Here is a 17,750-nt window from a genome sequence, read left to right on the forward strand (position 1 = left end):
GGGATTGTTCACGTTCGGATCCGCGCAAGAGGTCGCGAACTGGTCAGAAGGAGAGTGGAGTGGGCGGACGGCACGGTCTCAGAAGACAAGTGCGGCATGGCGAGTCCGGGGTGAACTGCCCCCACAGCAATCGATCACGATCCTCGGGGGCTGAGAAGATGGCTCCGCGTCGTGGTGTGTCTGGCGGCCGGAACTCGTGATCAGAGGAGTAGTCGTGAACGGTGTGCCGCGTATCGCAACCTTCGTGCCATGACACCACGTGAGACAGACGGGCGGATGCCTGAGGAACTCGTCGCGCTTGTGGAGGCCGTCACCGCTCACCTCGGTGACATCGGCCGTGCGTTGGTGCAACAAGCGCGAGTGGCGAAAGTCGTTAGCTATTCTTCGACCAACGTGGATGTCATCACACCCCCTGACGTACCGGAGGTGGCGCTCCCCAACGGGCCCACACCTGGGCAGGCGCTCGTCTACACAGAAGGCCAGATGGTGGGTGAGGTCATGGTGTGGGTGCGGGACGGAAGATTCATCGGACTTGAGCAACCGTGGTACACCGATGATCCGCCGACGATGTGGCCTGTCGCTGAACAGGTGCGTGTGGAGCCGTGACAAGGGGTGGCGACCGCGCGTTTGACCCGAACGCGGATCACACGGGCGTGCGGGTGACCAGGGCGATGCGTCGATCCAGCGTCATCCTGCTGGTGTCGGCTGTCGTGACTCTTTCGGGTTGCGCGGCTGGTGGGTACTACGACCCTGATTTCCAGGAGCAGGATGCCGTTGGCGTGTGGGAGTCACAGGACACCTCTTCTCCGGTCACTCTCACCCTCGCCGAGGACGGGGCGTTCACCGCAACCGGATGGCCGAGCGCCGTCGAATGCGGCGGCCAGGACCTGACGCTGACACGCGATGACGATGTGTTGTGGCAGCAGATCGTGAGCTATTCCGGGGAATGGGAACAGAATGCCTACGGTGTGCAGTTCACGTCCTCGTCGGCTGAGTGCTCCTCGAATTGGACTGCGGATGCCTGGATGATGGCAGACGGCTCGACGAGTCTGCGAGTCGACCTCGCCCCTCGAAAAGTCGACGATGCCCGCGACGAACAGTTCATCTATTTCGACAAGCAGTAGTCGCCTGCGGGTCGTCGTGTCACGTGGCTCTTGCGGGGCCGTGAGCGGGTCGCTCGCGCGTCCATTGGGCATCTGACTGATTGACGCTGTGGCGGCTACTTATGGCGTACGCGGGAGCCCCGGTGTAGAGGCGGTGCGACGGCAGCGTCAGCCGAGAATCCGCTCGATCACGCGGGCCACACCGTCGTCGTCGTTCGACGTGGTCGTCTCGTCGGCGGCGTCGTGCACCACGGGCTCGGCGCCGGCCATCGCGACACCGTGACCTGCCCAACGGAGCATCTCGACGTCGTTGAGGGCATCGCCGAACGCCACGACATCGACACGGTCGATGCCGAGCTGCGCGCACAGGCGGGCAAGACCCGTCGCCTTCGTGACCCCCTCGGCCATGACCTCGACGAACGGCGCACCGGAGAGCGTCGCCTCGAAACCCGTCAGCCCGAGCGACTGCAGCGTGTCGAACAGCGCGGTCGGGGCGAGCTCCGGATGCCGGATCACGAACTTCAGACTGGGTGCCGCGAGCACCTGCTCCAGCGGCACGCCGCCCATCGTCGCAGGGTCGCGCTTGTGGTCGGAGACGTCGGCGATCGCGGCGTAACCGTCCTGGGCCACGAACGTCTCGCCCGCATCGCGCACGCTCGCGAACAACAGACCGGGGATGCTCGCGCGCAGGGCCTCGGCCAACGTGCGGATCGTGTCGGAGGGCAGCTCCTCGGCGAACAGCATCCGTCCATCGCTCAGGTGCACGGCATAGGCGCCGTTGCTGCACAGGGCCCAGCCGTCGAAGCCCGCATCGCCGGCGATCGCGCGCAGACCGATCGGCTGGCGAGCCGTGACCGGAACCACTGGGATGCCGCGAGCCCTGGCCGCATCGAGCGCCGCACGCGTGCGCGGGGTGACTCGGGACGCCGAGTTCAACAGCGTGCCGTCGAGATCGGTGGCGATCAGCCGGACACCCACGGGATCGGCGCTCAGGAGAAGATCATCGGCAGGTCGTCGTCCTCATCGGCACCGCCGAAATCGAGGTCGACCACCACCGGCACGTGGTCGCTGGGCTGCTCGCCCTTGCGCTCGTCGCGGTGGATCGAGGCACCCTTCACCGCGTCGGCCAGCGCCTTGGATCCCAGCACGAAGTCGATGCGCACACCCTCGTTGCGAGGGAACTTCAGGCGCTGGTAATCCCAATACGTGAAACCCTCCGGGATCAGCGGCCGCACGACGTCGGTCACCCCCGCGTCCTGGAACGCGAAGAACGCGTCGCGCTCCTGCGGCGAGACGTGCGTCGAACGCCCGATCACGATGTCGGGGTCGCCGTTGTCGACATCGAACGGGATGATGTTGAAGTCGCCGACCAGGGCCAGCGGCAGATCGGGGTTCGCCGACAGCTCGGCGGCCGTGGACTTCTTCAGCTGCTCCAGCCAGTGCAGCTTGTAGACGTAGTGCGGATCTTCGAGCGATCGACCGTTCGGCACGTACAGGCTCCACACCCGCACGCCGTCGACCATCACGCCCAGCGCACGCGCCTCGAGCGGAGCATCCGGACCCTCATGCCCCTTCGCGAAACCGGGCATCCCGTCGAACGACGTGCGCACGTCGGTGATCGGCAGACGGCTCGCGATCGCGACGCCGTTCCACTGATTCAGGCCGTGCACCTCGACGTGGTACCCGGCCTCCTCGAACGGCGCATAGGGGAACTGCTCGGGCTTGCACTTGATCTCCTGCATCGCCAGCACGTCGATGTCTTCGCGAACGGCGAACTCGACAGTGCGGGTGACACGGGTGCGGATGGAGTTGACGTTCCAGGTGGCCAAGCGCATGCGTCCAGCCTAGTTGCGGCATCCGACACCGACCGCCGCGGAACGAATCGGTCGGGGCGGCGCCGTTCATCCGTCGGGGCGACGGACGCATGTCGGGAACAACGGGCGGTTTTCGCCCGACATCCGTGTTTCCTCCCGACATTCGTGCGGGCGGTTGCGATCCGGATCGCGGTGCCGCGGAAGACCGGGCCCGCGCCTTCTACACTGGATGCCGTGACCGCACTCGACGCAGACCGCCAGACACTCCTCGACCTCATCAAGGATGAGGCAGTGTTCCACGGCGACTTCACCCTCTCCAGTGGCAAGAAGGCGACGTACTACGTCGACATGCGAAAGCTCACCCTCGACCACAGGGCTGCTCCCGCGATCGGCCGGATCATGCTCGACCTGATCGGCGACCTCGACGTGGTGGCCGTCGGCGGCCTCACCCTCGGCGCCGACCCGATCGCGAACTCGGTGCTGCACGCGTCGGTCGCGACCGATCACCCCCTCGACGCGTTCGTCGTGCGCAAAGAGCCCAAGGACCACGGACGCGGCCGTCAGATCGAAGGCGCCGACGTCAAGGGCAAGCGCGTCGTCGTGCTCGAAGACACCTCGACCACCGGGCAGTCGGCGCTCAAGGCCGTCGAGGCACTGCGCAAGGAAGGCGCCGAGATCGTCGCCGTCGCCGTGATCGTCGACCGCAAGACGGGCGCGCAGGCCGCGATCGAAGCCGAGGGGCTGGAATGGCGCGCCGCCTTCGACCTCGACGACCTCGGACTCGACCCCCAGTGACGCGCTACGCCCTGGCCGTCGATGTCGGCGGCACGAAGATGGAGGCCGCGCTCATCGCGGACGACGGGGTGCTCGTCGAGGGCAGCCGCAGCCGGCAGGCGACCGGGCGCGAGGCGACTTTCGCGTCGTTGAACGCCGCCGTGGGTGCGATCGTCGAGCACGCGCTCGCGGCACTGCCCGGGGACGCCGAACTCGTCGGAGCGGGGGTCGGCAGTGCCGGACCCATCGACCGGACCGCCGGGGCGATCATGCCCGTGAACATGCCCCTCGCACGGGGCTTCGGTCTCGAAGAGGCGGTCCGTGCGGCGGCATCCGCCGTTCTCGGGCGAGACGTTCCCACGGTTCTCGGCCACGACGGCGGTGCGCTCGCGCTCGCCGAGTCCTGGCTCGGCGCCACGCACGGTGCCGGAGCCTCGCTCTCGATCGTCGTGTCGACCGGAGTCGGCGGCGGCTTCGTCGCGAACGGCGCCTACATCCCCGGCGCCACCGGCAACGCGGGACACCTCGGTCAGGTGCGCCGCGAGGGCGGTCTGACTCTCGAAGAGATCGCTTCCGGGCCCGCGAGCGCGACCTGGGCGCAGCAGCAGGGCTGGACCGGCGCCACCGGAGAAGATCTCGCGCGTGACTCGGCCGCCGGCGACGCGATCGCCCGGGCGGCGATCGAGCGTTCGGCGCGCGCCGTGGGGGAGGCCCTGGCGGATGCCGCGACCCTCGTCGACCTCGACGTCGTCGCCATCGGCGGCGGATTCTCGCGAGTCTCGGGGGACTACATCGACCTCGTGCAGAAGGCGCTCACCGCGAGCGCGGCCCACGAATACTCTCGTCGCACGCGCGTCGTGCGTTCCGGCCTGGGGGACGAGGGGCCTCTCATCGGCGCCGCGGCCCTCGTTCTCCGGTAGGTCGGTTCGTCTGCCCCGAGGTGCTGCGGGGTATGTGCGTCAACGGCCCGCGGTGAGCAGGTGTCGCGGCGGGCCTTCGAGCCGGGCGACGGAGATCTTGAGTTCGGTGACGTCGGAGGCGACGGCGTCGATCCGGGTGCTGAGCTTCTCGTCGACGGCGTCGATGCGGGTGCTGAGTTTCTCGTCGACAGCGTCGATGCGCCGGACCATCCACGCCGCGCCGACGAAGGTGCTGGTGCCGAGAGTCAGCACGACGCCGATCGCGCTGATGACGATGGTCATGGTGTCCGTGCTCATGTCGATCCGTCTGCTCTCGGAGTGAGGGGGCTCAGCGACTGGCGGTGAGTAGTTGTCGCGGCGGGCCTTCGAGCCGGGCGATGGAGATCTTGAGGTCGTTGACGTCGGACGCGACCGCGTCGATGCGCGTGCTGAGCTTGCGGTCGAGCCCGTCGATGCGGTCGTCGAGTCGGCGGACCATCCATGCGCCGGCGGCGACGAAGCTCGTGCCGAGCGTGAGCACGACGCCGATCGCGCTGACGACGATGGTCATGGTGTCTGCGGTCATGTCTTCTTCTCTCGTCTCGTCTCGTGGTCGTGTTCGGTCAGCGGCTGGCGGTGAGCAGGTGTCGTGGCGGGCTCTCGAGTCGGGCGACGGAGATCTTGAGCTCGGTGACGTCGGAGGCGACCGCGTCGATGCGGGTGCTGAGCTTCTCGTCGACCGCGTCGATGCGCGTGCTGAGCTTGTGGTCGAGTCCGTCGATACGGTCGTCGAGTCGACGGACCATCCACGCGCCGGCAGCGATGAAGCTGGTGCCGAGAGTCAGCACGACGCCGATCGCGCTGACGACGATCGCGACGACTTCCGTGGACACGGCTGTTCTCCTTTGTGCGGTGGGTGTGCTGCCGACGTTACGCGGTTCGGGAGGGGGTCGTCGTCGGAATTCCAGCATGCGTGGAGAGGTCGCAGGCGGGAGGAAATGTGGAGGAGTTGTCAGACCGACGGCGCCGACCGCGCCGGGCGTGCGGCGACCAGCACGAGAACCGGTACGAGAGCACACAACGCCGCGGAGACGAGGAACGTCGTGGCCGATGCCGGGTCGCGTCCGATCAGCAGGATCAGCGTAGGGACGAACGTGCCGCCGACCGCTCCGCAGGCCACGAGTGCGCCGGTGACGGCAGCGCTGCGCGCAGGGTCGAGTCGGTCGAGCGCGATGCCGAGGATGAGGCCGTAGCTCGGTGCGAGGAGCACGACGACCACGGCCAGCGCGGCCAGAGCCCACACCGGTGCCGACCCCACGAGCAGCCCCGCGGCAGCCATCAGCACGGCGGCGCCACCCGTGGCGGAGGCGAGGATCACAAGCGGGCGCACCGACATCCGCCGCAACGCCGCCGCGCCGAAGCGGCCCAGCGCCATGAGTGTCCAGAACGCAGAGGTGCCGAGGGCGGCGAGGGCGGGATCGATCGCGAGGATCCGTTCCGGGATCACGGCCGACCAGCCGGAGAGCACGGTCTCGACGCCCACGTAGAGAGGCAGCGCGATCGCGAAGGGGAGGAGGGCGAGCAGTCCGCGGGCGTCCCGGTGAGCCGGCGGCTCGGCGGCTGCGACAGCCGGCACGGATCCTGCGAGCATCGCGACCGTGAGCAGCGGCACCACCGCCAGGACGCCGAGCACCGGTCGCACGCCGGACCCTGCGGCAACGAGCAGCGGAGTGACCGCCGCGCACACCGCGACCGTGCCCAGCAGCGCGCTCAGCAACCCGGTCGCGCTGCCGACCGCGAGCGACTTCGCCGCCACGGACCCGGAGGCTTCGACCAGCCCGAACCCGAACCCGGCGACCGCCGCCGCGGCGATGAACACCGCGGGCGCCTCGGCCAGAGCCACCGCGACGAGCGCCACGGCCTGGAGTGCACTGCCGAGCATCAGGGCCGTCCGGGGCGGGCGCCGCATCAACAGCGGCCCGGAGACGAGCACCCCGGCCAGCAGTCCGGCGAAGAGGGCCGGAACAGCCGAGCTGAGGTCTCCGCCGATCGCGCGCTCCGCGGCGGGGAGGATCGCGGGGACGAAGGCCGCCGTGACGCCGAGGCCCGCGAACGCGGTGAACAGTCCCGCACGTGCGCGCCCGGCGGCGTCGGTCACGCCCCTGCCGTCCGCACGCGGTGCACGGCGGCGAACGTGTCGCGCAGGGCCTCCATCGAGCGGTCGTAGTTGGACTGGGCGACGCCGATGAAGATGCAGTCGACGACCATGAGCTGTGCGATCCGGCTGCCCAGCGCCCCGGAGCGGAAGCCCGTCTCCCGCGCCGCGGTCGTCAGCACGATGTCGGCCTGATCGGCCAGGGGAGCGCCCGCGTGGTTGGTGATCGCGATCGTGGTCGCTCCGGCCTGACGGGCGAGCAGCAGGAACTCGATCGTGTCGGTCGTGGCACCCGTGTGCGAGACCGCGATCGCGACGTTGCCGGGGCCGAGCGTCGCCGCCGACGTCCACGCGGCGTGCGGATCCGACCACTCCAGCGCCGTGCGGCCGATTCGGGTCAGCTTGCGCTGCAGGTCGAGTCCGACGATCGAGCTCGCGCCCACACCGAAGATGTCCACCCGTGTCGACGAGGTGATCGCCTCGACCGATGCGCGCAGCGACTCGGTGTCGAGCACCTTGGCGGTGTCGGCGAGCGAGAGCGTCTCGGCGAGAGAGACCTTGGCGACGATGTCGGCGAGCGTGTCGTTGCGGTCGATGTCGCCGGAGACGGCGGGGAGCGCGGCCGTGTCGAACGTCTCGCGCTCGACGTCGCGCAGCACGTGGTTGCGGAGTTCCCGCACGTGCTCGTAGCCGAGCCGCTTGCAGAAGCGCACGACCGAGGTGGTCGAGGTGTCGCAGCGCTGCGCGAGCTCGGCGACCGACAGCCCGGCCGTCCCCGCCGGATCGGTCAGGAACAGATCGGCGATGCGCTGCTCGCTCGGTCGGAGCTCGGGACGGATCGCGCGCATGCGCACGAGCACGGGATGTGCGCCGGCATCGTCGCGGGCGGCTTCATGGGGCATGGGGTCTCCGATCACTGTTCATAACAGTAGAGGAACTTCTGTTACATAAGAAGTGACTTTCGTGTACTTTTGGTACCACCAAGACCGACGACGTTCGCGGGGCGGCAGGCAACAGCGCCTGACCCGACGCCATGGCGACGCGTCCCAGCCAGGAGGAATCAGCAATGAGCACAGCACGGCGGGCGTCATTCGGCGCCCTCACCGCCACGGGCCTCGCATTGGCGCTCGTGATCACCGGTTGTTCCGCTCCCGCAGCCGACCCGAAGCCCTCGGAGGGTGCCGCCGGCGGCGACCTCGTGATCGGCGTCACCAGCGACCCGGACACCCTGTTCCCGTGGAAGGCCACGCAGTTCCAGGCCGTCAACGTCCTGCAGAACCTGTACGGCACGCTCACCGAGTTCGACGAGGATCTCAACGTCGTCCCCGGTCTCGCCGAGTCGTGGGACGTCTCCGACGACGGCCTCACCCTGACCTTCCACCTGCGCAAGGGCGTCACCTTCGCCGACGGCAGCACGTTCGGCTCCGAAGACGTGAAGTACTCGCTCGACGCGATCGCCGCCGAGGCCACCGCCGCCGTCGCGCGCAGCTCCCTCGCCTCCGTCACCGCCGTCGAGGCCACGGACGAGAACACCGTGACCCTCACGCTGAGCGCTCCCGACGCCGCCCTTCCGGCCAACCTCGCCGTGATCAACATGGCGATGCTGTCCTCGGACGACACCGAGGAGGCGCTCAACACCACGCCGAACGGCACCGGCCCGTTCATCCTGGACAGCCGCAAGGCCAGCCAGTCGCTCACGCTCGCCAAGAACGAGGACTACTGGGGCGACACGGCGCTGCTCGACACCGTCGAGTTCCGCGTGATCCCGGATGAGTCGTCGATCGTCTCGGCCATGCAGTCCGGCAACGTGCAGCTCGCCGTGTTCGACGACCCGCTGGTCGCGCAGACCGCCGAGGGCGCGAACGTCGAGGTCGCCACCACGCCGCAGCTCAGCTACCACGCGCTGCAGCTCAACGCCACGCGCGGTGACCTCACCGACGTCAACGTCCGCCTCGCCATCCAGTGCGCGATCGACCGCCAGGAGGTGCTCGACACCGCCGCCCTCGGCGAGGGCGAGGTCACCGGGCCCATCACGTCGCCCGCCTACAAGTCCGACCCCGACGCGCGTCCGTGCCCCGAGCGCGACCTCGACAAGGCCGCCGAGTACCTGAAGAAGGCCGGCAAGGAAGACGGCGTCACGATCAAGACGATCGTCTCGCAGGGCGAGTACGCCACCTCGGTCAACGAGGCGCAGAACCTGAAGGCGCAGCTCGCCGACGCGAAGATCACCCTCGACCTCGAGGTGCTCGAGTCGGGTGCGTACGTCGACCGCTGGATCGCGGCCGACTTCGACGCCGCCGTCGCGCTCAACGGCGGTCGTCCCGACCCCGACGGCATGTACGGCCGCTACTTCACCAGCACCGGAAACCTGAACAAGGTCGCCGGCTACTCCTCGCCCGAGCTCGACGCGCTGTTCGCCGAGGGACGCCAGACGGCCGACCCCGACAAGCGCAAGGACATCTACCAGAAGGTCTCCGAGAACCTCGAGGACAACGCCGCGTGGATCTGGCTGTTCACGAGCTACACCTACACGGCCACGGCGTCGACCGTCGACGGCTTCGTGCCGATGGTGAACGGCTCGCTGCAGTACCTGCGGACCACCTCCATCAAGTAGCGGATCGAGGGGGCGCGGCCACCCGCGCCCCCTCGGATCCCCGACGACAGGCACCCACACACGCGCATGTTCAGACAGCTCCTCCGCAACAGCGTGCTGCGACGCATCCTCGCAGCCCTCGGCACGCTCCTCGGCGTCGCCATCTTCGTCTTCCTGATGCTGCGCGCCATCCCCGGCGACCAGATCAGCTCCGGCCTCGGCACCGAGGCGGCCGCGCTCACACCCGCGCAGCGCGCCGCCCTCGAGTCGTACTACGGCCTCGACCAGCCCCTCTTCGTGCAGTTCTTCTCCTGGCTGGGCAACATCTTCACGGGCAACCTGGGCTTCTCCGCCCGCGCGCAGACGAGCGTCCTCGACCTCACCGCCGCCGCCCTGCCCGTCACGTTCGAACTCGCGATCTTCTCCATCGTGATCGCGCTCGCCATCGGCATCCCGCTCGGCATGCTGTCGGCGTCGAAGCCGGACTCGGTCCGCGACGGCGTCGGCCAGGTGGTCGGTCTCGCCGGTCTCTCCATCCCCGCCTTCCTGCTCGGCACCGCCCTGCTGGCGATCCTCGCCCAGTCGTTCGGGTTCAACCCGAACGGGCAGGGGTACGCCACCCTGTTCGAGGACCCGCTGCTGAACCTCCAGCAGATGCTGTTGCCCTCGATCGTGCTGGGCTTCGGCATCGCGGCGCCGATCATGCGCACGACCCGCACAGCGGTGCTCGAGATCCGCTCCAACGACTTCATCCGCACCGCGAAGGCGAAGGGCGTGCCGCCGCGCCGCCTGCAGATGCGCCATGTGCTGGGCAATGCGCTGGTGCCGATCGTCACGATGACCGGCCTGCAGTTCGGCTACCTCCTCGGCGGCGCCGTGGTGGTGGAGCAGATCTTCTCGCTCCCGGGCATCGGGCGTCAGGTGCTGCTCGGCATCCAGCAGAAGGAGTACGCGCTCGTGCAGAGCACCGTGCTCGTGATCGCGCTCGCCTTCGTCATCGTCAACCTGCTCACCGACCTGCTGTACCGGGTCATCGATCCTCGGGTGCGTGCCGCATGACCGACATCTCTCAGACCTCGGCCCTCGCCCCCGGCGGCGGACGCACCATGGAGCGCGTGCGCCTCCTGCTGCGGAGTCGCAGCGGACTCGCCGGCCTCATCATCGTCGTGCTGCTCGCGGTGCTCAGCCTCGTCTCGGCGTTCGGGCTGCTGCCGTTCGATCCGCTCGCGCAGGACCCGCCCTCCCGCCTGCAGCCGCCCTCGGCCGTGCACTGGTTCGGCACCGACCAGTTCGGCCGCGACGTGTTCTCCCGGGTGGCCGCGGGTGTGGCGAACTCCGCGCTCATCTCGGTCGTCGCCGTGGCCTTCGCCACCGTGGTCGGCACGATCTGCGGACTCATCGCCGGGTTCTACCGCGGCATCTCGGACGGCGCGATCACGGCCGTCACGAACGTGCTGTTCGCCTTCCCCCCGCTGCTGCTCGCGCTGTCGCTCGCCTCGGTGTTCGACCGCAACTGGTTCACGATCGCCGTGGCCATCGCGATCGTCTACGTGCCGATCTTCATCCGCGTCACGCGCGGTCCGGTGCTCTCGCTCCGCGAGGTCGAGTACGTCAAGGCCGCCAAGAGCACGGGGCAGAGCCGCATGGCCACGATGTTCCGGCACGTGCTGCCGAACATCACGTCGATCATCATCGTGCAGGTCACGCTCTCGCTGTCGTGGGCCGTGCTCACCGAGGCCTCGCTGAGCTTCCTCGGCCTCGGCACCCCGCCGCCCGCGCCCTCGCTCGGGTCGATGATCTTCGAGGCGCGCACGCTCGTCACGATCGCCCCGTGGACGATGATCGCGCCCGGCGTGATCGTGGTGCTCCTGGTCGTCGGGCTGAACCTGCTCGGCGACGGTCTCCGCGACAGTCTCGACCCCCGGAACAGAGGAAAGCGATGACCATCGAGGATCTCGGCGGACTCGCCACCGAGGCGAGCGACCCCCGGTATGCGGAGCTCGACCTGATGAGCGTCGCGGAACTCGCGCAGGTCATGAACGAGGCGGATGCCACGGTGCCCGCCGCCGTGCAGCGCGCGCTGCCGCAGATCGTCCCCGCGATCGAGGCGACGGCGGAGCGCATGGCCCTGGGCGGACGCCTGGTCTACGTCGGCGCCGGTACCCCGGGCCGTATCGGGGTGCTCGACGCCTCGGAGTGCCCGCCCACGTTCAGCACCCCGCCGGAGCTGGTGTTCGCGATCATGGCCGGCGGCCCCGGCGCGATCGTGAATCCTGTGGAGGGCGCGGAGGACGACGCGGAAGCGGGTGCCGCGGCCATCGACGCCGCGGGCATCGGTCCGCTCGACACCGTGATCGGCATCGCGTCCAGCGGTCGCACGCCCTACGTGATCGCCGCCGTCCGTCGGGCGCGCGAACGCGGTGCCCTCAGCATCGGCCTGTCGTGCAACACCGGCACCGCGCTGAGTGCAGTGGCCGAGCACGGGATCGAGGTCGAGGTCGGCCCCGAGGTGCTCTCGGGATCCACCCGTCTCAAATCCGGCACGGCGCAGAAGCTCGTCCTGAACATGTTCTCGACCATCTCGATGGTGCGAAACGGCAAGGCCTACGGCAACCTGATGGTGGACCTGAAGGCCACGAACCACAAGCTGCGCGAGCGCGCGATCCGGATGGTGCAGACCATCGCCGATGCAGATCGCGCTGCCGCCGTGGCCGCGCTGGAGACCGCGGCCTACGACGTGAAGCTCGCGTCGATCATGATCCGCCGCGGGGACGACCTCGCCGCGGCCACCGCACGACTGGACGCGGCCGATGGCCGGCTGCGTACCGCACTGGAGGAGAACTGATGCGCGTCCTCGGACTGATCTCCGGCACCTCGCACGACGGGATCGACGCCGCCGTCGTCGACTTCACGACCAGCGGCGGCTTCACCGCGCACGGCGTGGATCTGCGCGGCACCGTGCTCGCCGCGACGAGCGTGCCGTACGCCCCCGAGTTGCGGGCGCGACTGATCGCGGCGCTCCCGCCAGCGCAGACCACCCTCGCCGAGGTGGCCGAGCTCGACACGCTCATCGGGCAGGCGTTCGCAGACGTCGCGGCCGACATCGCCGCCGAGGTCGGTGGGGTCGATGCGGTGTGCTCGCACGGGCAGACCGTGTACCACTGGGTCGAGGGCGCGCACGCTCTGGGCACCCTGCAGATCGGACAGCCCGCGTGGATCGCCGAGAAGGTCGGAGCGCCGGTCGTGTCCGACATCCGCATCCGCGACATCACAGCGGGCGGACACGGCGCCCCGCTGGTGTCGTTCCTCGACGAGCTGCTGCTGCGTGGTCGTGCCGGCGTCTCCGCCGCACTGAACCTGGGCGGCATCTCCAACATGACCGTCGTGCGCCAGGACGGGCTCGTCGCCTACGACATCGGCCCCGCGAACGCGCTGGTCGACGCGGTCATCGTCGAGCACGGCCTCAACCCGCTCGGCTACGACGACGATGCGACGATCGCCCGCACCGGACAGGTCGACGAGGCGCTGCTGGCCGCTCTGCTCGACGACCCGTACTACGCCCTCACCCCGCCCAAGAGCACCGGCAAGGAGCACTTCCACCTCCGCTACGTGCACGAGCACCTGGCCGCGCAGGGCCGGGAGATCCCGGTCGCCGATCTCGTGCGCACGCTCACCGAGCTCACGGTCCGCACGGTCGCGCGCGACGTGGCCGCTGCGGGTATCGGATTCCTCGCCGTCTCGGGTGGCGGATGCCGCAACCCGCTGATCCTCGACGGGCTGCGCGCCGCCCTGCCCGACACCGAGGTCGTGCTGGCCGACACGCTGGGCGCCGCGGCCGACGACAAGGAGGCGATCCTCCTCGCGCTCATCGGCTGGTCCACGATGCACGGCGTTCCCGCGATCGTCCCCGGCGGCACGGGAGCGCGCGAACCCCGCATCCTCGGCACCATCACCCCGGGGGCAGGTCCCCTGCACATGCCCGAGCCCGTGGCATCCATCGACTCGCTCGCCCTCACGGAGGCGGCGGCATCGTGACCCTCCAGGTGCGCCCCGCCACCCCGGACGACCTGTCCGGGGTGCTCGAGGTGTTCCTCGCGTGCTGGCGGGAGAGCTATCGGGGCGTCCTCCCGGATGCGGCGATCGATGCCATGACGGATGAGCGTGCCGAGGCGCTGTGGCGCCGGGTGCTCGCCGACCCGGTGGGCGCGGTGCTCGTCGCGGAGCGCGACGGCGGGATCGTCGGTATCACCCGCTACGCCGCGACTCCCGGCGAAGACGGCCGGATCGACGGCGCCGTGCACTCGCTGTATGTCTCCCCGCGGGCACACGGCGGCGGGATCGGCGGTGCGCTGCTCGCACGTGCGACCCACGCGCTGCGTGATGCCGGAGCCGACGCCGCCACGCTCTGGGTTTTCGCCGCGAACCTGCCGTCGATCGGCTTCTACGAGGCCAAGGGCTGGTACCCCGACGGTGCGACCCGCACGCAGTCCGAGTTCGGCGAGCCGGAACAGTGCATGCGCAAGGAGTGGGCATGAGTGCGATCACGAGCATCCGCGTGCTCCGGGTGGCTTCACCGCTCGTGCGGCCCTTCATCACGGCTGTGCGTCGTACGGATCACCTCGATGTGGTGCTGGTCGAGCTCACGGATGCCGACGGACGCCGCGGATACGGCGAAGCGGCCACGAGCTGGCGCGTCACGGGGGAGAGCCCGCAGAGCGTCGCGGCAGCCGTCGCCGGTCCGCTCGCCGAGGTCGTGTGCGGCCGCGACGCCGTCGACCCCCGTCTTCCCGCCGAGCTCGCGCGCGCGGTGTGGGGCAATGCTGCCGCCCGCAGCGCGGTCGAGTGCGCCGTGGCCGACCTCGCCGCCCAGCAGCGGGGTCTGTCGCTCGCGGCGACGCTGTCCGCTGCGCACAACTCCTCAAGAACCGTCCGCATCCGCACCGACATGACCGTGTCTGCGGGGGAGTCATCGGCGGTGGCGAGGATCTCTGAGGAGTTGGCGACAGACGGGTTCGGATGCCTCAAGCTCAAGGCCTCGGCGGCCCACGACACGGTCGCCGTGATCCGGGCCGTGCGCGTCGCAGTCGGCCCCGACATCGCGCTGCGTGTCGATGCGAACCAGGCGTGGGACGCCGAGACTGCGATCCGCGTGATCCGTGCGGCGGAGGACGCCGGTCTCGCGCTGGAGCTCGTCGAGCAGCCGGTCGCCGCGCATGACCTCGACGCGCTCGCCGCGGTGACGGCGGCCGTCGAGACCCCGATCATGGCCGACGAGTCGGTGCGCACGGCGCGTGACGTGCGCACGATCGCGGAGCGCGGAGCGGCAGACCTCGTGAACCTCAAGCTCGCCAAGACGGGAGGCCTCACGGAGGCGCTGGCCGCAGCCGAGGCTGCGCGCACGGCCGGGCTGGGCGTCGTGATCGGCTGCATGATGGAGTCGCACGTGGGCGTGAGCGCCGCCGCGCACCTGGCCGCCGCGGTCGCCCCCGACGTCGTGCACGACCTGGACGCTGCCTTCTGGCTGCGTCGCTCCCCGGTGGCCGGAGGCGTGGCACTGTCCGATGATGTGCTCGACCTCGGCACCCGCCAGGGGGTCGGTGTGTCCGGCCTCGCTCCCGATGCCGAGATCGACGTGCTCCTCGACCTCGACGCTCGCACGGAGGTGTCCGCATGACCGCCGCTGCCGCTGTCGCCGCCGTCCTCGCCTCTCCCGCCCCGCCGCGCGGTGCGGTCGCGGGTATCGTCACCGATGCGGGCCGTGACATCGCCGCCGGTGGCCTGGCCGATCTCGCCGGCACGCCGATGACCGCGGCGACCGCGTTCGACGTCGCCTCGGTCTCGAAGGTCGCCGCGACCACCACCGCGATCCTGCGGTTGGTCAGCGACGGCGAACTCGGCTTCGACGACCCGGTCGAGCGCGTCGTGCCCGGCACGTCCTGTGCGCCCGGCACGACCGTGCGTCACCTGCTGCAGCACCGCGCCGGCCTCTGGGAATGGCAGCCACTCTACCTTGACCGCGCGCATCCGGATGCCGCGGCCGCCGCCGACGCCCTCCCGCTGCGCTACGGCCTCGACGACGGCCGCCACTACTCCGACCTCGGTTTCATGCTGCTCGGCCGCATCGTCGCCGCCACGACCGGGCTCGCGCTGGATGCCGCCGTCCGTGAGCTCGTGACCGCGCCGCTCGGCCTCGCCCGCACCGGCTACGGTCCCGTCGGTCAGCCCGTCGCCTCCTCCGGTATCGGCGACGCCGCCGAGCGCCGCATGGTCGCCACGGGCGTGCCGTATCCGATTCTCGCGAGCAATCGCGACTTCGCGTGGCGTGAGGACGAGGTCGCGGGAAGCGTGAACGACGGCAACTGCTTCCACGCGCTCGGTGGCGTCTCCGGCCACGCCGGGATCTTCAGCACCGCCGATGACCTGCTCACGCTGGGCGCCGCGCTCGCTTCGCCCGAGAAGCACCCGGAGCTGTGGCATCCGGATGCCGTGGCCGAGCTGTTCCGCGATGGGCCGGACCCCGGTCAGGCGCTGGGCTGGCGCAGCGACACCGCGACCGTCGCCGGCCGCGACACCCGCATGCTGTGGCACCCCGGATACACGGGCTGCGCGCTCGGCCTCATCCCGGGCACCGGCATCGCCGCGGTCTTGTTGAGCAACCGCCTCTTCGCCTCCGAACCCGGGCCGACCGAGGCGCTGTGGCGCACGGCGCTCCCCGCACTCCTGGACGACGTCCAGACACCCCGTGACACCGAAGGAACGAGAACACCATGAGCACCACCGAGCCCGTGCTGAGCATCAGCGGCCTCGCCGTCGCCTTCCGGACCGGTTCCGAACTGGTCACCGCCATCAGCGATGTCAACATCGACATCGCCGCCGGGGAGACCGTCGCGATCGTGGGCGAGTCCGGGTCGGGCAAGTCGACGACCGCCGCCGCGGTCAACCGTCTGCTGCCGGAGAACGGCGTGATCACCGCCGGCACCATCCGCTTCGACGGCCGCGAGCTGACCGAGTTGCCGGAGAGCGCGATGATCTCGCTGCGCGGTGCGGGCATCGGTCTCGTGCCGCAGGATCCGATGTCGAACCTCAACCCGCTCATGCGCGTGGGCGACCAGATCGGCGAAGCCCTGGAGGTGCACGGCCACACCCACGGCGACGCCACGAAGGCGCGGGTCGTCGAGCTGCTCGAGATGGTGGGTATCGCAGACGCCGCCCAGCGTGTGCGCCAGTACCCGCACGAGTTCTCCGGCGGAATGCGCCAGCGCGTGCTGATCGCGATGGGTCTCGCCTGCAAGCCGCGGCTGCTGATCGCCGACGAGCCGACCTCGGCCCTCGACGTGACCGTGCAGCGGCGCATCCTCGATCAGCTCGACTCGTTGACCGACGAACTCGGCACCGCGGTGTTCCTCATCACGCACGACCTGGCGCTGGCCGCTGAGCGCGCCGACCGGATCGTGGTGATGTTCCGCGGCAAGGTGGTCGAGGAGGGCACGTCCGCCGACGTGCTCGGCAATCCGCAGCACGAGTACACGAAGCAGCTGCTCGCTGCGGCGCCGAGCCTCGCCTCCCGCCGGGACGCCCTTCCGCAGCGCGAGGCCACCACGGGCACGCCGTTCGTCGAGATCCGGGGCCTGCGCAAGGAGTTCGCCCTGCGCGCGCCCAAGGCCGGGGAACCGCAGACGTTCACGGCCGTCGATGGTGTGAGCTTCGAGATCCGCCGCGGCACCACGGTGTCGATCGTGGGCGAGTCCGGCTCGGGCAAGTCGACCACGGCGAACATGGTGCTCGGACTCGAGGACGCCACGTCGGGGTCGATCCTGTTCGACGGGCTCGACCTCACCACGCTGCGCCGCAAGGAGCTGTTCGCCCTGCGCCGCCGCGTGCAGCCGGTGTTCCAGAACCCCTACGCCTCACTCGACCCCCGCTACACGGTCGAGCAGTCGATCGCCGAACCGCTGCGCGTGCACCGCATCGGCACCACGGCCTCCCGGCACGCGCGCGTGCTCGAGCTGCTCGAACAGGTCGCGCTGCCCGCGGCGATGGCCGAGCGGCTGCCGCACGAACTGTCGGGTGGGCAGCGCCAGCGCGTGGCGATCGCCCGCGCGCTCGCCCTCGAACCCGAGCTCGTGGTGCTCGACGAGGCGGTGTCGGCGCTGGACGTGCTGGTGCAGGCGCAGATCCTCGACCTGCTCGCCGACCTGCAGAAGCGTCTGGGCCTGAGCTACCTGTTCATCAGCCATGACCTCGCGGTGGTGCGGATGATCTCCGACGAGGTGCACGTGATGCAGCGCGGTGTCGTGGTCGAGAGCGGCACGCCGGAGCGCATCTTCGACGATCCGCAGCATCCCTACACGCGCGAGCTCCTCGCGGCGATCCCGGGAGCGTCGCTGGCGTCCTGACGGACGACGACGGCGG

At 69.9% G+C, this 17,750-nt stretch carries 20 protein-coding genes; 13 read left to right on the forward strand and 7 right to left on the reverse strand.

The annotated features are described in order from the left end of the window. The first annotated feature begins 276 nt into the window (after positions 1-276). Both WFM69_RS02900 and WFM69_RS02905 read left to right on the forward strand, forming a co-directional pair. On the forward strand, positions 277-606 hold the full coding sequence (locus tag WFM69_RS02900; RefSeq protein ID WP_337001453.1) for a hypothetical protein: 330 nt from the start codon (positions 277-279) through the stop codon (positions 604-606). A gap of 53 nt (positions 607-659) precedes the next feature. Next, entirely contained in the window at positions 660-1,124 is a 465-nt protein-coding gene (locus WFM69_RS02905) for a hypothetical protein (RefSeq protein WP_337001455.1), read from the forward strand. A gap of 147 nt (positions 1,125-1,271) precedes the next feature. Here WFM69_RS02905 and WFM69_RS02910 read toward each other — a convergent pair whose 3' ends face one another. Together WFM69_RS02910 and WFM69_RS02915 are read right to left on the reverse strand one after the other, a co-directional pair. After that, positions 1,272-2,081 carry a Cof-type HAD-IIB family hydrolase gene (locus WFM69_RS02910; protein ID WP_337001457.1) on the reverse strand — a complete coding sequence of 270 codons (810 nt, stop codon included), beginning with the start codon at positions 2,079-2,081 and terminating at the stop codon, positions 1,272-1,274. Positions 2,082-2,092: 11 nt separating this feature from the next. After that, positions 2,093-2,938 carry an exodeoxyribonuclease III gene (locus tag WFM69_RS02915; RefSeq protein WP_337001459.1) on the reverse strand — a complete coding sequence of 282 codons (846 nt, stop codon included), beginning with the start codon at positions 2,936-2,938 and terminating at the stop codon, positions 2,093-2,095. A 213-nt stretch (positions 2,939-3,151) separates the two neighbouring features. Here WFM69_RS02915 and pyrE point away from each other — a divergent pair, with 213 nt between their 5' ends. Then, complete coding sequence (pyrE, locus tag WFM69_RS02920) at positions 3,152-3,712, forward strand: orotate phosphoribosyltransferase (RefSeq protein WP_337001461.1); 561 nt, start codon at positions 3,152-3,154, stop codon at positions 3,710-3,712. Continuing rightward, positions 3,709-4,611, forward strand: coding sequence for an ROK family protein (locus tag WFM69_RS02925; protein WP_337001463.1), 903 nt, complete (start codon positions 3,709-3,711; stop codon positions 4,609-4,611). The genes pyrE and WFM69_RS02925 overlap by 4 nt, the downstream gene beginning before the upstream one ends. A gap of 39 nt (positions 4,612-4,650) precedes the next feature. Here WFM69_RS02925 and WFM69_RS02930 read toward each other — a convergent pair whose 3' ends face one another. The 5 genes from WFM69_RS02930 to WFM69_RS02950 form a co-directional block, all read right to left on the reverse strand. Continuing rightward, entirely contained in the window at positions 4,651-4,908 is a 258-nt protein-coding gene (locus tag WFM69_RS02930) for a hypothetical protein (RefSeq protein WP_337001465.1), read from the reverse strand. Between the two features lie 31 nt (positions 4,909-4,939). Continuing rightward, entirely contained in the window at positions 4,940-5,176 is a 237-nt protein-coding gene (locus WFM69_RS02935; protein ID WP_337001467.1) for a hypothetical protein, read from the reverse strand. Between the two features lie 37 nt (positions 5,177-5,213). Next, positions 5,214-5,483, reverse strand: coding sequence for a hypothetical protein (locus WFM69_RS02940; RefSeq protein ID WP_337001469.1), 270 nt, complete (start codon positions 5,481-5,483; stop codon positions 5,214-5,216). Between the two features lie 119 nt (positions 5,484-5,602). After that, positions 5,603-6,748, reverse strand: coding sequence for an MFS transporter (locus WFM69_RS02945; protein ID WP_337001471.1), 1,146 nt, complete (start codon positions 6,746-6,748; stop codon positions 5,603-5,605). Next, the gene (locus tag WFM69_RS02950; protein WP_337001473.1) at positions 6,745-7,647 is read right to left on the reverse strand and encodes a MurR/RpiR family transcriptional regulator; all 903 of its coding nucleotides are present in this window, start codon (positions 7,645-7,647) and stop codon (positions 6,745-6,747) included. The genes WFM69_RS02945 and WFM69_RS02950 overlap by 4 nt, the downstream gene beginning before the upstream one ends. 164 nt (positions 7,648-7,811) lie before the next feature. Between WFM69_RS02950 and WFM69_RS02955 the strand changes: the two genes are divergently transcribed. The 9 genes from WFM69_RS02955 (at position 7,812) to WFM69_RS02995 (ending at position 17,734) form a co-directional block, all read left to right on the forward strand. After that, positions 7,812-9,359, forward strand: a complete 1,548-nt coding sequence (locus WFM69_RS02955) for an ABC transporter substrate-binding protein (RefSeq protein WP_337001475.1) — start codon at positions 7,812-7,814, stop codon at positions 9,357-9,359. 66 nt (positions 9,360-9,425) lie between these two features. After that, positions 9,426-10,397, forward strand: a complete 972-nt coding sequence (locus WFM69_RS02960; RefSeq protein WP_337001477.1) for an ABC transporter permease — start codon at positions 9,426-9,428, stop codon at positions 10,395-10,397. After that, complete coding sequence (locus WFM69_RS02965; RefSeq protein ID WP_337001479.1) at positions 10,394-11,281, forward strand: ABC transporter permease; 888 nt, start codon at positions 10,394-10,396, stop codon at positions 11,279-11,281. The genes WFM69_RS02960 and WFM69_RS02965 overlap by 4 nt, the downstream gene beginning before the upstream one ends. Further along, positions 11,278-12,183 (forward strand): N-acetylmuramic acid 6-phosphate etherase, encoded by a 906-nt coding sequence (gene murQ / locus WFM69_RS02970; protein ID WP_337001481.1) that lies wholly within the window; start codon positions 11,278-11,280, stop codon positions 12,181-12,183. The genes WFM69_RS02965 and murQ overlap by 4 nt, the downstream gene beginning before the upstream one ends. Next, entirely contained in the window at positions 12,183-13,373 is a 1,191-nt protein-coding gene (locus tag WFM69_RS02975) for an anhydro-N-acetylmuramic acid kinase (protein WP_337001483.1), read from the forward strand. Before murQ ends, WFM69_RS02975 begins: the two co-directional genes overlap by 1 nt. Continuing rightward, on the forward strand, positions 13,370-13,873 hold the full coding sequence (locus tag WFM69_RS02980; protein ID WP_337001485.1) for a GNAT family N-acetyltransferase: 504 nt from the start codon (positions 13,370-13,372) through the stop codon (positions 13,871-13,873). The genes WFM69_RS02975 and WFM69_RS02980 overlap by 4 nt, the downstream gene beginning before the upstream one ends. Continuing rightward, positions 13,870-15,012 (forward strand): mandelate racemase/muconate lactonizing enzyme family protein, encoded by a 1,143-nt coding sequence (locus WFM69_RS02985; RefSeq protein WP_337001487.1) that lies wholly within the window; start codon positions 13,870-13,872, stop codon positions 15,010-15,012. The genes WFM69_RS02980 and WFM69_RS02985 overlap by 4 nt, the downstream gene beginning before the upstream one ends. Continuing rightward, positions 15,009-16,109, forward strand: coding sequence for a serine hydrolase domain-containing protein (locus WFM69_RS02990; protein ID WP_337001489.1), 1,101 nt, complete (start codon positions 15,009-15,011; stop codon positions 16,107-16,109). The genes WFM69_RS02985 and WFM69_RS02990 overlap by 4 nt, the downstream gene beginning before the upstream one ends. Continuing rightward, positions 16,106-17,734, forward strand: coding sequence for an ABC transporter ATP-binding protein (locus WFM69_RS02995; RefSeq protein ID WP_337001491.1), 1,629 nt, complete (start codon positions 16,106-16,108; stop codon positions 17,732-17,734). The genes WFM69_RS02990 and WFM69_RS02995 overlap by 4 nt, the downstream gene beginning before the upstream one ends. Positions 17,735-17,750: the final 16 nt, after the last annotated feature.

The organism is Microbacterium sp. LB12 (genome assembly GCF_037150835.1).
In the GTDB taxonomy this organism is placed as follows: Bacteria; Actinomycetota; Actinomycetes; order Actinomycetales; family Microbacteriaceae; genus Microbacterium.

Coding starts and splice junctions, on each gene's coding strand:
- WFM69_RS02900 (WP_337001453.1), top strand. CDS start 277: ATGCCTGAGGAACTCGTCGCGCTTGTGGAGGCCGTCACCGCTCACCTC.
- WFM69_RS02915 (WP_337001459.1), bottom strand. CDS start 2,938: ATGCGCTTGGCCACCTGGAACGTCAACTCCATCCGCACCCGTGTCACC.
- WFM69_RS02960 (WP_337001477.1), top strand. CDS start 9,426: ATGTTCAGACAGCTCCTCCGCAACAGCGTGCTGCGACGCATCCTCGCA.
- WFM69_RS02975 (WP_337001483.1), top strand. CDS start 12,183: ATGCGCGTCCTCGGACTGATCTCCGGCACCTCGCACGACGGGATCGAC.
- WFM69_RS02990 (WP_337001489.1), top strand. CDS start 15,009: ATGACCGCCGCTGCCGCTGTCGCCGCCGTCCTCGCCTCTCCCGCCCCG.
- WFM69_RS02955 (WP_337001475.1), top strand. CDS start 7,812: ATGAGCACAGCACGGCGGGCGTCATTCGGCGCCCTCACCGCCACGGGC.
- WFM69_RS02950 (WP_337001473.1), bottom strand. CDS start 7,647: ATGCCCCATGAAGCCGCCCGCGACGATGCCGGCGCACATCCCGTGCTC.
- WFM69_RS02995 (WP_337001491.1), top strand. CDS start 16,106: ATGAGCACCACCGAGCCCGTGCTGAGCATCAGCGGCCTCGCCGTCGCC.
- WFM69_RS02965 (WP_337001479.1), top strand. CDS start 10,394: ATGACCGACATCTCTCAGACCTCGGCCCTCGCCCCCGGCGGCGGACGC.
- WFM69_RS02985 (WP_337001487.1), top strand. CDS start 13,870: ATGAGTGCGATCACGAGCATCCGCGTGCTCCGGGTGGCTTCACCGCTC.
- murQ (WP_337001481.1), top strand. CDS start 11,278: ATGACCATCGAGGATCTCGGCGGACTCGCCACCGAGGCGAGCGACCCC.
- WFM69_RS02930 (WP_337001465.1), bottom strand. CDS start 4,908: ATGAGCACGGACACCATGACCATCGTCATCAGCGCGATCGGCGTCGTG.
- WFM69_RS02935 (WP_337001467.1), bottom strand. CDS start 5,176: ATGACCGCAGACACCATGACCATCGTCGTCAGCGCGATCGGCGTCGTG.